Here is a 12,872-nt window from a genome sequence, read left to right as displayed (position 1 = left end):
CTATTTAGCTAGTAGGCCCGGGCTCTTTTTTTTTGCAGACTGTTGTTCCTGAAATGAAAGTGTGAGGAGAGACGTATGCTGATTCTGACTCGCCGGTGTGCAGAGAGCCTGATCATAGGCGATGGCGAAATTACTGTGACCGTGCTCGGTGTCAAAGGAAACCAAGTACGAATTGGTGTGAACGCCCCAAAAGAAGTGGCGGTGCACCGTGAGGAGATCTACCTGCGGATCAAGAAGGAAAAGGACTAAGAACCAAGTCTTTAATTTTATTTAAGTTTTTAGTTGCATGCGGGGAAAAGGCTGGTTATTATACGCCCCGTGTTGCGGAGAGGTGGCCGAGTGGCCGAAGGCGCTCCCCTGCTAAGGGAGTACATCTCAAAAGGGTGTCGGGGGTTCGAATCCCCCCTTCTCCGCCATTATTCAAGTAGCACGTTTGATCTAGCCGGTTTCAGTAAGTTGTTGAAATTATTGAAAAAAAAGCTTGGCAGAGAGATTAAACGGTCTATAATACGCAGCTTCAAATGCACTCGTAGCTCAGCTGGATAGAGTACTCGGCTACGAACCGAGCGGTCACAGGTTCGAATCCTGTCGAGTGCACCATTTCAAAGGTTAGTTGCTTCTGCGGCTAACTTGCTTCAACCAGCGGTGGTCTGGTTTAACAAACACAACTTGCACTCGTAGCTCAGCTGGATAGAGTACTCGGCTACGAACCGAGCGGTCACAGGTTCGAATCCTGTCGAGTGCACCATTTAAGAGTTAGTTGCTTCGGCGGTTAACTTGGCTTCAACCAGGGTGGTCTGGTCTAACAAACACAACTTGCACTCGTAGCTCAGCTGGATAGAGTACTCGGCTACGAACCGAGCGGTCACAGGTTCGAATCCTGTCGAGTGCACCAAACACCAAAAAGCCTGCATCTGATGCGGGCTTTTTGCTGTCTGGGATTTGAGTGATCTCAGGCATGCTGTCGCACCGGGCGCTGCTGTCATCCTGCAGACTTCTCGCCTGTTTACTCTCGCAGTGGCTATCGGAACCCACCGGTGATGGTTTTTTGCCGGGGTGTGTGCCCCGGGCGAATCATCTTGCGTCGCACAGGCGTCGCGCAAACAAAGCCTGGTGGCGCCCCGCAAGCTTTTGTTATCCCCGAGATTTTTGCGTCATAAATTTTTAAGCCGTGTATGATTGCGCCCGTCAGCCCCGCCGGGGCTTGTGGAACACCTCCATGGACTTACCCAGTAGTAACTCAGCATCCCGTTTTTCCAATCATGAATTGACTGATTGATCCTTCCGGCGTGCCCTGCTGCTGGGAGTGGAGTTCGCCTATGACCGAAGTTGAAGTAAAGAAAACGCAAGACAGCCTGCAAAGCCGCCTCGCTCAAGTTATTGAGCTGCTTAATCGCCAGCGTGTGGTCGAAGACCTGACTCATCGTCAGGAAGGCCATCACCATGATCGGGTCGAGAACCTGGTCCACCGGCAAAACCTTGTCGAGCTCCAGCGTAAACTGGAAGACCTGCACTCCGCAGACGTTGCCTATATCCTCGAAGCATTGCCGCTGAACGACCGTCTGACGGTCTGGCAGCTGGTCAAGGCTGATCGCGATGGCGACATCCTGCTCGAGGTTTCCGACTCGGTACGTGAAACCCTGATCGCCGACATGGACGATCACGAGCTCCTGGCTGCGGCCAAGGAGATGGACGCCGACGAACTTGCTGACCTGGCCCCCGAGCTGCCGCGAGACGTCGTCCATGAGCTGATGGAGACCCTTGATGGCCAGCAGCGTGAGCGTGTTCGCTCCGCACTGTCCTATAACGAGGATCAGGTCGGCGCCCTGATGGACTTTGAGATGGTGACGATCCGCGAGGACGTCAGCCTTGAAGTCGTACTGCGTTACCTGCGTCGTCTCAAGGAGTTGCCGGGCCATACCGACAAACTGTTTGTAGTCGACTATGACGGCGCACTCAAGGGTGTGTTGCCGATCAAGCGTTTGCTGGTCAATGACCCTGAAAAACAAGTGTCCGAAGTGATGGCCAGCGATCCGGTGAGTTTTCACCCGGACGAAGACGCCTACGATGCGGCCCTCGCCTTTGAGCGTTATGACTTGATTTCGGCTCCTGTCGTCGACAAGAACGGCAAGCTGATCGGCCGTTTGACCATAGATGAAATGGTCGACTTGATCCGTGAGGAAAGCGAAAACGAAGTCCTCAACATGGCGGGTCTTCGTGAAGAGGAGGATATTTTCGCGTCAGTCTGGAAATCCCTGCGTAACCGCTGGGCCTGGCTGGCAGTCAATCTGGTCACGGCGTTCATTGCTTCGCGGGTGATCGGCCTGTTCGAAGGCTCGATTGAAAAACTGGTAGCGCTTGCCGCGCTGATGCCCATCGTGGCCGGTATTGGTGGTAACTCCGGCAACCAGACCATCACCATGATCGTACGGGCGATGGCCCTCGATCAGGTCAACACCGGCAGCACCTCACGCCTCATGCGCAAGGAGCTGGCTGTAGGCTTGATCAACGGCCTGGTGTGGGGTGGAGTGATCGGCATTGTCGCGTACCTGCTGTACGGCAGCTGGTCGCTGGGCGTAGTGATGACCGCTGCGATGACACTCAACCTGCTGCTGGCAGCGCTGATGGGGGTATTGATCCCCATGACGCTTGCCCGGATGGGGCGTGACCCGGCCATGGGGGCAAGTGTGATGATCACTGCCATGACCGACAGCGGAGGGTTCTTTATCTTCCTGGGGCTGGCAACCATCTTCCTGCTCTGATGGCTCGCGGCCTGATCCGACAACCGTCGGGTCAGGCCGTTTTTGTATCCGGCGTTTGTAGCGCCCATAAAAAAAGCCAGCGCAGTGCTGGCTTTTTTGTGCCCGGGTTAAATCAGGAGGCTTCGGATGCGGCTTCGGCGTCGTGGGCAATCAGTGAAACCAGGGCGTTTTGTTGGCGGTGCGACAGTTGGCGGAAGCGTTGCAGCAGCTCACGCTCATGCAGGGAAAGCTCGGGGCTGTCCAGGTGCATGCTGAGTTCTTCACCCAGTGCGCCTTCCTGGATAAGGCTTTGCTCGAGGCGAGCAATGATTTCTGAGTTCATGCTGCGGTGATGATTGCGAGCCACCTCGGCGATGCGCTCGCGCATTCCGTCTGGCAGGCGCACGACGAACTTGTCAGCCGTACGGCTGGAGTAAATTGCCTGTTTCAATGGGCGCATTATAGTTAACCGGTTAGTTCAGGGGAGCGGTTCTCGGAAATTGGCCGCAGGATGTGAGTTAAGACCGTCCTTCTGGCCAAATGTTCAACCTGAATTGCATGAGAGGCGCGCATCATGCCTCAAATCTGCCACTTCCCTGGCGTCAATTCTGTGACAAATATTGAACCGGATAAAGGCGTTATGCCAGTAGTGATTATCAAAAATATGCACTGTTTTTGATAGCGTACTGGTTTACCGCTGATCTAAAAAGGCACGGGACCTTGTCAGATGGCTGTTTCAACGTAACTGCGGGTCAAACTTGATTCTGCGCCCGATAACCAGAGCCGCCAGCCAGCAACCGAAAAAAACTGCCGAAGCGATCAGCGGCAGGTTACCGAATTCATTACGAGCCAATACATCCAGGGCGAGGCTCGCCAGCGCCATCATCAACAAAGCCAAAGCAATTTTGGACATGTTTTTCCATCACTCTTCTCAATGTGCCAGTCAAAAGACCCAGCCCTTTCCCACGGTAGCTCCGCTGGTGGCTGGATGCTCGGCGTTCGCCTGAGGTGACACCCTGCTTGCGCCGGTCATCACCGCGATTTGTGCCTGCGGCTTGGGGGGCTTGGTGTAAGTAGTGGCCAGTTCAACCTGTTGCTCAGCAGCAGCGGGTGCAGGTTGAAAGTGGAAGACCACCAGTACGGCCAGTGCAAGAGCGTTTAACAGTAAAAGCGTGTTGTTCATGGCACTCATCTCTGAAGGCATGGACGGGATACTGTTAATAGAGCAGTCTTCGTGCCAACTGTAACAGGTTACAAAACCCTTATAAAACAGTGGTTTGGATGGTTATTTTGGAGGGGTTTGATTGCAATTTGCAATGATGGCTTTTTGATGTAGTGCAAATTGCACGATGGGCGTCGGCGGCTTGAGAAGGGCGAGCGGATCCGGGCATCTGGCTTGCCCGGTGCGGCCTGGGTGAGCCAGGCCGCAATGACATCAATGACTGGCGTTATCGACCGCGATGGATTCCCCGCTGACCTGGGCGTAGTGGGGTTGGCGCTTGGAGATGATCAGGTAGAGCATCGCTGCGATACCGGCACCAATCAGCCAGGAGAATGGCGATACGGTTTGGAAGCCCGGAACGAGTGCCAGAACGATTGCGATCAGCGCGGCCGGAATAAACGCCGCTACAGCACGTAAATTGACGCCACGGGAGTAGTAGTAAACCCCGGTTGGATCTTCGCTGTACAACGCCGGCACATCCACCTGACCTTTTCGCAGCAGCCAGTAGTCGACCATGATCACGCCATACAGCGGGCCGAGCAGGGCGCCCAGGCCGGACAGGAAGTAAACAATCACCAGCGGGCTGTTAAAGAGGTTCCATGGCAGGATCACCACCGCGATGGTTGCGCTGATCAGCCCGGCCCGGCGGAAAGTCAGGTACTTGGGGGCCAGGTTGCTCAGTACGAAAGCCGGCGCAACGAAGTTGGCCATGATATTCACCGCCACCGTCACAATCAGAAACGCCAGGCAGCCCAGCACCAGGAAAAAGGTGTTCGGGATCGAGGCAATAATTTGCGTCGGGTTCTCGATTATCTTGCCGTTGATTTGAAACTGGGCGCCGCACAGCAGGACGGTAATACCCGCGAACACCAGAATATTGACCGGTAGCCCCCAGAAATTACCGACCTTGATGGTTTTGCAGCAGGGTGCCGAGCGTGAGAAATCACTGAAGTTCAGGATCATAGTGCCGTAAATGGCCAGCCACAGCGCCCCGCCTGCAAACACATTGCGCCATACCTCGCTGCTGCTCAACGGCGCGCGATTCGACCACGCGATGCTGCCGTTGGCCTGAAAGCACATCCAGGTGGCGAGGCAGATCACTGTCAGCAGAATCACCGGCCCGGCAAAGGCTTCATAGCGGCGAACCATTTCCATGCCGTAGGCGAGGATCGCCAGCTGCACCAACCAGATCGCCACAAAACACACCCAGCCCAGGCTCGACAGCCCAAGGATCGAGTCGTGGTCATAGGCGGCAAAGCCGGGGTGGATGGCGGTGAGCAGCACACGCAAGACCACTGAAGCCAAATACGTCTGAATCCCGAACCAGGCGATGGCGATAACGGCGCGTATCAACGCCGGAATCTGTGCGCCATGAATGCCGAAGCTTATACGGCTGATCACTGGAAACGGCACCCCCGTCCTCTGGCCCATATAGCCCGAAAGGTTCATGAAGTTGAACACCAGTGCTGCGCCGATCCCCAGCGAAAGCAGTATTTGCCAGCCGTTCAGCCCCAGCGCGTACAGCCCGATGGCGAATGAGTAGTTGGCAATGTTGTGCACATCGTTGGTCCACAGCGCAAAAATACTGTATCGGCCCCAGCGTCGACCTTCGGCCTTGGTCGGTGCCAGGTCGCTGTTGTGCAAGCGGGGGCTGAGCGCCAGCGTTGGCGAAACGCAGCCCGAAACGGGGAGGGGGGTTGAAACCGGGGAAGGTAAATCCAGTGCGAGGGTGTTGGAGAGTCTTGAACGCATTCTGGCAAGCTCCTGATGCCCGCTGGCGTGATGACTGTTCATGAGCGTTGGCTCGACAAATCTTCGTCACGGCAGCGGTAATCACTGGTTGTGAGAGTCCGCGGTATGCCTGCTTCACACTGCAGGCTACGAAACAATGTGTACTTAGTTTTTGTTTGTTTTGTATACAAGTGTCGTGTGGGTGTAAGCGATATTCATGCCAGCGCAAAGGCAGGGATCAGTCACAGGGTTTGCAGGCTGCGTTGTTATTTTTTAATCGACTGAAAACAAAAGAATTTTTGTTTTTTATTTGAGTGCTGAATAATCAGCGGTGGGAGAGGCGGAGAGTTGTTGATCGATTTTAATCAAGGAGAGAGTTGTTACTTTTTGATGCATAAAGAATGTTTTGGAAGATTTGGTGCACCGTTACGTGACATTTTGTATACGATTTTTATGTGGTGGCTGAATTTCGGGCGTAACAGTCGGCGACTGACAGTTAAAAAGGCCACACGCGACATGACAAACAAAGGCCCGGCCGTTACCATGCTCGCCGGTATTTGTCTCAGTAGCTCAATTGGATAGAGCATCCCCCTCCTAAGGGGAAGGTTGCAGGTTCGAACCCCGCCTGGGACACCATATTTTTCAAGGCTTCACGACCATTGATCCAGTGGTCGCTTATCTCGTACCTGCAGTGGACCAGCATGAGTGTGCTGTGAGGCTGAGGACGAAAGCAGTCTGGATGTGTGTTTCTGGCATCCTTCTCGCCCAAATAGTCTCCCCTCCTGCCCAACGACCGGAACTGCGCCCGCAGCTAACTTCCGAGCGCGCCCGGCTGTCTGCAAGGGCAGCAGGCAGCTCGTTGGCTTTATCTCGGAAGTTGGGGCCAGTCCAGCCCTCCGGTGCGGTGCGGCCCAGATCGGCCGCACTTCAGGATCTATATCTTTTAAGCATGTTTATGTTCTTTGGCGCCCGGCCCTCATCAGCACCACAACGCCTAAAAGGGCGCAAAGAACGGACCCCATAAGCACTCCGACTTTAACCTCATCGACAAGATGTGGCGCACCCGGAAATGCCAGGGCACCAATGAACAGGCTCATCGTGAATCCGATTCCGCACAGCAGTGCTATGCCATACAGCTGAAGCCAGCTACATCCCTGTGGCAGCTTTGCCAGACCAAAGCGAATGGCCAAAGCCGCCAGACCAAAGACGCCCAGCTGTTTGCCCAGCAACAGGCCCAGAGTGACTCCGAGCGGTACCGGATCGATCAAGTCTCGTGCTGAGATACCTGCAAGTGATACGCCTGCGTTGGCAAACCCGAAGATGGGCACCACCGCGAATGCGACCCACGGGTGCATTTTTTCTTCGAGGTAGAGAAGGGGGGACTTGTGCTTCTGTTGCGGATCACCCAGCGGAATGCACAGCGCGAGAATGACGCCCGCCAATGTCGCGTGAATACCGGATTGCAGCATGAAGAACCAGAGCAGCCCACCTGCAACCAGATAGGGCGCAAGCCTTCTCACCCCGCAACGGTTCAGCACCACCAACCCAACCACGATGCCCACAGATACCAACAGCATGCTCACGGAGAGATCGCTGGTGTAAAACAGGGCGATGATCAGCACGGCCCCAAGATCATCGAGGATCGCCAGCGCCGCCAGAAAGATTTTCAACGAAACGGGTACGCGTTTGCCGAGCAGTGAAAGCACGCCTAATGCAAACGCAATATCGGTGGCTGCGGGGATGGCCCACCCACCCAGGGTCTCGGTGTTTCCCCAGTTGATGGCGATATAGATCAAGGCAGGAAACACCATGCCGCCGAGTGCGGCAAAACCTGGAAGGGCGCGTTGGCTCCAACTGGCAAGTTGGCCAGCCAACATCTCACGCTTGATCTCCAGGCCGACCAGCAGGAAGAAGATAGCCATCAGGCCATCATTGATCCAATGCTCAATCGAGAGCCCAAAGAACTTGACGTGCAGTGTCGAGAAGTAAGTCGCAGCCCAAGGGGAGTTGGCCAGCACAAGTGCTGCGAAAGCAGAGGCCATGAGGATCAAGCCGCCCGCCGACTCGGCAGCAAAAAAGCGGGTGATAAAAGCGAGGGAAGCAGCAGATTTGTGACGGACTGGCGCTTTGTCCAGACGCGAAGGTTCTAGATTCATGGGTGTGATCATTCCGCGATGGCGGCCCGACCTTCGCTGAATAAACCTGCCCTGCCGCGTTTTTGCGGTGGCACCCAGCGCCGAATACTACAGGAAACAGGGGCAGAATGTAGGAAGTGTCCAGTAGCCTTGCAGTTTCAAGGGGAGTGGGGGGCTTCCAGGCCCTCGCTCATGCATACGCAATTTTAACGACGAAAGACTTAAGACCGAATCACCCGGCACTCTCTAGACACCTTGTAAGCGGGCTGATCTACAGGCTACGGCTCCCCGAAGTTTCGCGATCTCGACCGCCCTGCATACAATCGTGGATAACCCGGGTTCCGGACGTCCAGATAAAGGCGGATTTGATGGCAAGTATTGACCCACAGGCTACGCATGCCGAAGCACTTCCCGGCGAACTGATCGCCGCAATCGGTGACGTGTACCTACCCGCTGGCCTACAAGTGACGAAGGCGCCTTCACGCGAAGCCGAGAGCTCTGAGTACGGTGCTGCCCGTTTCTCGCTCGATGGCCGCTCGATTGTGTTCCGCGTGGCGAAAACGACACCCACCAAGGTTGGACAATTCGTCACCCTGTGGAAACGTCCCGCGCCGGATAGCGTTATTGCGCCGCTGGATATCGAGGATGGCATCGATGTAGTTGTGGTGAGTGTTTGCAGTGAAAGCCAGCGCGGGCAGTTTGTTTTCGACCGCACGATCTTGCTCGCGAAGGGCGTTATGGCGGTCAACGGCAAGGGCGGTAAACGGGCGTTCCGTGTCTACCCGCCTTGGGTCAAAACCGTTGCTGCGCAGGCTGTGAAAACGCAGCAATGGCAACTTCGGTACTTTCTTTCATTCGCAGAAGACGGGCGCGCCGGCTGCGCGATGGTGCGCAGGCTATTTGAAGTTTGAGATCTCGAACAGTATCCGGCCCCATCCATTCAATGGCGGGTTAACGCCCGCTCAGACCGTGAAAAAACGTGACGCCGTGTCCGGGATTGGTTGATCGCTACACGTACCGGCCGGGCTTTTTGTTTGGGCGCTGCGCTCGCCATATTTCAACCCGGAAACAAAGCAGACATCTTCAAGCAAGGTCTGAATGCCAGCATCCCGCTCCTTTTCGGCAAGACCCTTTCCCATGCCTGTCCGGGCAGGTCTTCGCTGTGCTGACATTCAGTTAAACGCAAAAGTGAGAAACACATGAACATGGTTCACAAGCTCTTATCCGGTGTCGTATTGGGCAGCCTGCTGCTAAGTGGCTGCACGTCCAGAATTACCGACAAAGAGCAGTACACCAACTTTCTGTTCGACTACAACGACCTGCAGGAAGTGACCACCACCAGCGGCGAGAAGTCGATGCGTTGGGTCAGCCCCTCGTGGAGCCCGAGTGCCTATGACACGGTTGCGTTCAAGCAACTGGAGTTCTTCCCGGAGCCTCGGCCCGATGAAAGAACCAACCTCAAAACCCTCGAAGAGCTGCAGGCGTACATGAGCCTCAGCACTAAAAAAATCCTCAGCGAGAAGTACCGGGTGGTTATGAACACCCATCTGGCGCCTGCCGGTTCGCGCACGCTGATCATGCGTGCGGCCATTACCGGTGTTTCTGCGTCGAATGAAGGCATGCACTGGTATGAAGTGGTCCCTGTTGCCGCCTTGGTTGGCAGCGTGACGGCTGTGACCGGCCACCGCGACCAGGATTCCGAGCTTTACGTTGAAGCCGAATTTATCGACGCGAGCACCGGCGAGACTGTGGCCAAAGTGGTGCGCAAAGTCTTCGGTGAAACCCTGGAAAATGCCAGCCAGCCCGTCACCGTCAATGACTTCAAAGTAGCGATCAAGAAAGTAGGCAGTGATTTGCAGGCGTTTATCCGCTAACGGCCAACACCCCGCCCGGCCTTGGTGGCCGGGCAGGGTGCGAAGGGCTGACAAACAGCGCTTACCCCAGCAGCCCGCGCTGCGCCAGGTTCTTCATTAATGTCCCGACCCCAAATGCCCATTGCGGGGCCTGGTCGCTGCCGGTGACGCGGTTGTGCAACGCACCCAGCATCGGGGACGAGATGCTCACCACGTCGTCCGCTTTGTGGGTGAAGCCCTGACCCGGCTGATCGCGGTCTTCTGTCGGCGCGAACAGAGTGCCCAGGAACAGCACAAAGCCGTCCGGGTACTGGTGGTTGGCGTTGAGCGTTTGTTCGGCCAGGTCTGCCGGGTCGCGGCTGATCTGGTTCATTGAGCTTTTGCCGTCAAGCACGTAGCCGTCCATGCCCTCAACGCGCAGGGTCACTTCGCACTGGCGCACGTCGTCCAGGTTGAAGTGTTCGTCGAACAGGCGAATAAACGGCCCAAGCGCACAGGACGCGTTGTTGTCCTTGGCCTTGCTCAACAGCAGCGCGCTGCGGCCTTCGAAGTCGCGCAGGTTGACGTCGTTGCCCAGGGTTGCGCCGTGTATCCGGCCCTGGCTGTCTGCCGCCAGTACCACTTCCGGTTCCGGGTTGTTCCAGCTCGAACCCGGGTGGATGCCGATGGCGTTGCCGCTGCCCACGGCCGACAGAATCGGCGCCTTGGTGAAGATTTCGGCGTCCGGGCCAATGCCGACTTCCAGGTACTGCGACCACATGTTCTGTTCGATCAGCACCTGCTTGAGGCGCATGGCCTCGGGCGAACCGGGGCGCAGGTCGCGCAGGTTGTTGCCAATCACTTCATGCACCAGGGCGCGGACTTCTTCGGCGCGCAGGGCATCGCCACCGGCTTTTTCCTCGATCACCCGTTCAATCATGCTGGCGGCAAAGGTCACGCCCGCTGCCTTGATCACTTGCAGGTCCACAGGAGCCAGCAGGTACGGTTTGGTCTGGTCGCGTTGCTCGCCACTGTTGGTCAGCAGGGCCTGGATTGTGCCCAGCGAGGTACCTCGGATTTCGCGCACGGCTTGCAGCGGGTTTTCGCTATCCAGCAGCAAACTCAAAGTAGGGAAGTGGGCGGTACAGTCGATCACTTCGCCGTCACGAATAACCACCACGGCTGGGCCACCACGTTCGCCGGGCAACCACGCGCGACCGACCAGTGTTGCGCGTTGCCAGTCATCCGGCAGGGAGTTTTTTACGGTCAATTGCAGGGTTTGCATTAGCGTGATCCTTGAAAGAGGGGGTGGGAGCGGGCTTGCTCGCGATGCAGGCGCTGCGGTTTCTCAGGAAAACCGAGGTGATGTCATCGCGAGCAAGCCCGCTCCCACAGGTCAGGTCATGTGTCCAGTGTGTTTAGTGGGAGTGGCGGGGCGGGCCGTTTTCCGGGATCACGCGCCAGTACAGCGTCGCCGGTTCCAGGCAGCCGCCCGTGGACAGCTGGCCCACCAGTTGGCGATACAGTTCCTGCCATGGGGTTTGTGACGGTGCCAGCGGTGGCAGCGGTTCCTGGCGACGCTCATCGAGCACGCTTTCGTCCACCAGCAGGTTGACGCTGCGGGCATTGAGGTCGACGCGCAGGCGGTCACCGGTGCGCAGCAGCGACAGGCCACCGCCCACGGCGGATTCCGGGGACATGTTGAGGATCGACGGGCTGGCCGACGTGCCGCTCTGGCGGCCATCCCCCATGCACGGCAGGGAGTCGATCCCGGCCTTGATCAGGTTGGAAGGCGGCGCCATGTTCACCACTTCGCCGCTGCCGGGGAAGCCTACGGTGCCACAGCCGCGAATCACCAGAATGCAGCGCTCGTCGATGTCCAGGGACGGGTCGTTGATCCGCGCCGTGTAGTCTTCCGGGCCCTCGAACACAATGGCCCGCGCGTCGAAGCTGTTGGGTTGCAGCGGATCGCTGAGGTAGGTCTTGCGGAAGGCTTCACCCACCACCGACATTTTCATGATGGCGCTGTCGAAGAAGTTGCCGCTGAGCACGATAAAGCCGGCACGGTGCATCAGGGGGTCTTCGTACGAGCGGATCACATCGCGGTCGCCGGTGACGCAGTCGGCTACCACCTCGCCCATCTTGCGGCCACTCACGGTGAGGCAGTCGCGGTGCAGGCGCCCCACCTTGTCCAGCTCATGCATCACCGCCGGTACGCCGCCGGCGCGGTGGAAACTTTCGCCCAGGTATTCGCCGGCCGGCATGCAGTTGACCAGCAATGGCACGTCTTCACCCACGCGCTGCCAGTCTTCGAGCGACAGGTCGATGCCGCTGTGGCGGGCAATGGCGATCAGGTGGGGCGGGCAGTTGGTGGACGCGCCCAGCGCCGAGGCCACGGCAATGGCGTTTTCGAATGCAGCGTGGGTCATGATCTGTGACGGGCGTACGTCTTCGCGCACCAGGTCGACAATCCGCATGCCGGTGGCATAGGCCATTTGCCCGCGTTCGCGGTAAGGCGCCGGGATGCTGGCGCAGCCGGGCAGCGACATGCCCAGTGCTTCGGCCAGGGCGTTCATCGACAGGGCGGTGCCCATGGTGTTGCAGTGGCCAATCGACGGTGAGGAGGCGGTGGTCAGGGTCATGAACCCTTCGTAATCAATCTCGCCGGCGCTGAGCAGATTGCGCGCATGCCACAGCACCGTGCCCGAACCGATGCGCTGACCCTTGTGCCAGCCATCGAGCATCGGCCCGCCGGACAGCACAATGGAGGGCAGGTCAGTGGTGGCGGCGGCCATCAGGCAGGCCGGGGTGGTTTTGTCGCAGCCGGTGGTCAGCACCACGCCGTCCAGCGGGTAGCCGTGGAGCACTTCCACCAGGCCCAGGTAGGCGAGGTTGCGATCCAGCGCCGCAGTGGGGCGCCGCGATTGCTCGGCAATCGGGTGCACCGGGAACTCCATCGGGATGCCGCCCGCGTCGCGGATGCCGTCCTTGACCCGCTTGGCCAGTTCAATGTGATGGCGGTTGCAGGGTGTCAGGTCGCTGCCGGTCTGGGCGATCCCGATGATGGGCCGCCCCGATTGCAGCTCGGCCCGGGTCAGGCCCTGGTTCATGTAGCGTTCCACATACAGCGCGGTAAGGTCGGCGTGGCTTGGATCGTCGAACCACAGCTGGCTGCGCAGGCGGCGTGGGGTTGAATCGGTCATGGCAGGCT

The 12,872-nt window shown here is 57.7% G+C and carries 11 protein-coding genes and 5 tRNA genes; 9 read left to right on the top strand and 7 right to left on the bottom strand.

Features of this window, described 5'->3' with window-relative positions; translation table 11 throughout:
* The first annotated feature begins 75 nt into the window (after positions 1-75).
* From csrA to mgtE, 6 genes are all read left to right on the top strand, one after another.
* Positions 76-249, top strand: coding sequence for a carbon storage regulator CsrA (gene csrA, locus ACZRMS_RS15495; protein ID WP_463995947.1), 174 nt, complete (start codon positions 76-78; stop codon positions 247-249).
* A gap of 76 nt (positions 250-325) precedes the next feature.
* A tRNA-Ser gene (locus ACZRMS_RS15490) sits at positions 326-416 on the top strand.
* A 107-nt stretch (positions 417-523) separates the two neighbouring features.
* Positions 524-600, top strand: a tRNA-Arg gene (locus ACZRMS_RS15485).
* Between the two features lie 71 nt (positions 601-671).
* Positions 672-748, top strand: a tRNA-Arg gene (locus tag ACZRMS_RS15480).
* 70 nt (positions 749-818) lie between these two features.
* Positions 819-895 (top strand) — tRNA-Arg (locus ACZRMS_RS15475).
* A 424-nt stretch (positions 896-1,319) separates the two neighbouring features.
* Positions 1,320-2,762, top strand: a complete 1,443-nt coding sequence (gene mgtE, locus ACZRMS_RS15470; RefSeq protein WP_463995946.1) for a magnesium transporter — start codon at positions 1,320-1,322, stop codon at positions 2,760-2,762.
* Between the two features lie 112 nt (positions 2,763-2,874).
* Here the strand turns inward: mgtE and ACZRMS_RS15465 are convergent, their stop codons facing one another.
* The 4 genes from ACZRMS_RS15465 to ACZRMS_RS15450 form a co-directional block, all read right to left on the bottom strand.
* Entirely contained in the window at positions 2,875-3,201 is a 327-nt protein-coding gene (locus ACZRMS_RS15465; protein WP_463995945.1) for an Arc family DNA-binding protein, read from the bottom strand.
* Positions 3,202-3,477: 276 nt separating this feature from the next.
* A complete protein-coding gene (locus tag ACZRMS_RS15460; protein ID WP_463995944.1) occupies positions 3,478-3,654 on the bottom strand; it encodes a PA3371 family protein in 177 nt (58 codons plus the stop codon).
* A gap of 30 nt (positions 3,655-3,684) precedes the next feature.
* Positions 3,685-3,924 carry a hypothetical protein gene (locus ACZRMS_RS15455; RefSeq protein WP_463995943.1) on the bottom strand — a complete coding sequence of 80 codons (240 nt, stop codon included), beginning with the start codon at positions 3,922-3,924 and terminating at the stop codon, positions 3,685-3,687.
* 252 nt (positions 3,925-4,176) lie between these two features.
* Positions 4,177-5,715: an NCS1 family nucleobase:cation symporter-1 gene (locus tag ACZRMS_RS15450; protein WP_463995942.1), complete on the bottom strand. Its 1,539-nt coding sequence runs from the start codon at positions 5,713-5,715 to the stop codon at positions 4,177-4,179.
* Between the two features lie 538 nt (positions 5,716-6,253).
* Here ACZRMS_RS15450 and ACZRMS_RS15445 point away from each other — a divergent pair.
* Positions 6,254-6,330: transfer RNA gene (locus tag ACZRMS_RS15445), tRNA-Arg, on the top strand.
* Between the two features lie 317 nt (positions 6,331-6,647).
* On the opposite strand, the gene nhaA is transcribed toward ACZRMS_RS15445, so the two are convergent.
* The gene (gene nhaA, locus ACZRMS_RS15440) at positions 6,648-7,850 is read right to left on the bottom strand and encodes a Na+/H+ antiporter NhaA (RefSeq protein ID WP_463995941.1); all 1,203 of its coding nucleotides are present in this window, start codon (positions 7,848-7,850) and stop codon (positions 6,648-6,650) included.
* 347 nt (positions 7,851-8,197) lie between these two features.
* Here nhaA and ACZRMS_RS15435 point away from each other — a divergent pair, with 347 nt between their 5' ends.
* Both ACZRMS_RS15435 and ACZRMS_RS15430 read left to right on the top strand, forming a co-directional pair.
* Positions 8,198-8,740 (top strand): MepB family protein, encoded by a 543-nt coding sequence (locus ACZRMS_RS15435; RefSeq protein ID WP_463995940.1) that lies wholly within the window; start codon positions 8,198-8,200, stop codon positions 8,738-8,740.
* 288 nt (positions 8,741-9,028) lie between these two features.
* Positions 9,029-9,703, top strand: coding sequence for a DUF3313 domain-containing protein (locus tag ACZRMS_RS15430; protein ID WP_463995939.1), 675 nt, complete (start codon positions 9,029-9,031; stop codon positions 9,701-9,703).
* Between the two features lie 61 nt (positions 9,704-9,764).
* Here the strand turns inward: ACZRMS_RS15430 and ACZRMS_RS15425 are convergent, their stop codons facing one another.
* Together ACZRMS_RS15425 and ACZRMS_RS15420 are read right to left on the bottom strand one after the other, a co-directional pair.
* The gene (locus ACZRMS_RS15425; protein ID WP_463995938.1) at positions 9,765-10,946 is read right to left on the bottom strand and encodes a fumarylacetoacetate hydrolase family protein; all 1,182 of its coding nucleotides are present in this window, start codon (positions 10,944-10,946) and stop codon (positions 9,765-9,767) included.
* A 133-nt stretch (positions 10,947-11,079) separates the two neighbouring features.
* A complete protein-coding gene (locus ACZRMS_RS15420; protein ID WP_463995937.1) occupies positions 11,080-12,864 on the bottom strand; it encodes an IlvD/Edd family dehydratase in 1,785 nt (594 codons plus the stop codon).
* Between the last annotated feature and the right edge of the window lie 8 nt (positions 12,865-12,872).

The organism is Pseudomonas sp. B424 (assembly GCF_055408345.1).
The sequence above is the reverse complement of the archived record's forward strand: the minus strand, read 5'-3'. Positions and strand labels throughout refer to the sequence as shown.

Coding starts and splice junctions, on each gene's coding strand:
- csrA (WP_463995947.1), top strand. CDS start 76: ATGCTGATTCTGACTCGCCGGTGTGCAGAGAGCCTGATCATAGGCGAT.
- mgtE (WP_463995946.1), top strand. CDS start 1,320: ATGACCGAAGTTGAAGTAAAGAAAACGCAAGACAGCCTGCAAAGCCGC.
- ACZRMS_RS15465 (WP_463995945.1), bottom strand. CDS start 3,201: ATGCGCCCATTGAAACAGGCAATTTACTCCAGCCGTACGGCTGACAAG.
- ACZRMS_RS15460 (WP_463995944.1), bottom strand. CDS start 3,654: ATGTCCAAAATTGCTTTGGCTTTGTTGATGATGGCGCTGGCGAGCCTC.
- ACZRMS_RS15455 (WP_463995943.1), bottom strand. CDS start 3,924: ATGAACAACACGCTTTTACTGTTAAACGCTCTTGCACTGGCCGTACTG.
- ACZRMS_RS15450 (WP_463995942.1), bottom strand. CDS start 5,715: ATGCGTTCAAGACTCTCCAACACCCTCGCACTGGATTTACCTTCCCCG.
- nhaA (WP_463995941.1), bottom strand. CDS start 7,850: ATGAATCTAGAACCTTCGCGTCTGGACAAAGCGCCAGTCCGTCACAAA.
- ACZRMS_RS15435 (WP_463995940.1), top strand. CDS start 8,198: ATGGCAAGTATTGACCCACAGGCTACGCATGCCGAAGCACTTCCCGGC.
- ACZRMS_RS15430 (WP_463995939.1), top strand. CDS start 9,029: ATGAACATGGTTCACAAGCTCTTATCCGGTGTCGTATTGGGCAGCCTG.
- ACZRMS_RS15425 (WP_463995938.1), bottom strand. CDS start 10,946: ATGCAAACCCTGCAATTGACCGTAAAAAACTCCCTGCCGGATGACTGG.
- ACZRMS_RS15420 (WP_463995937.1), bottom strand. CDS start 12,864: ATGACCGATTCAACCCCACGCCGCCTGCGCAGCCAGCTGTGGTTCGAC.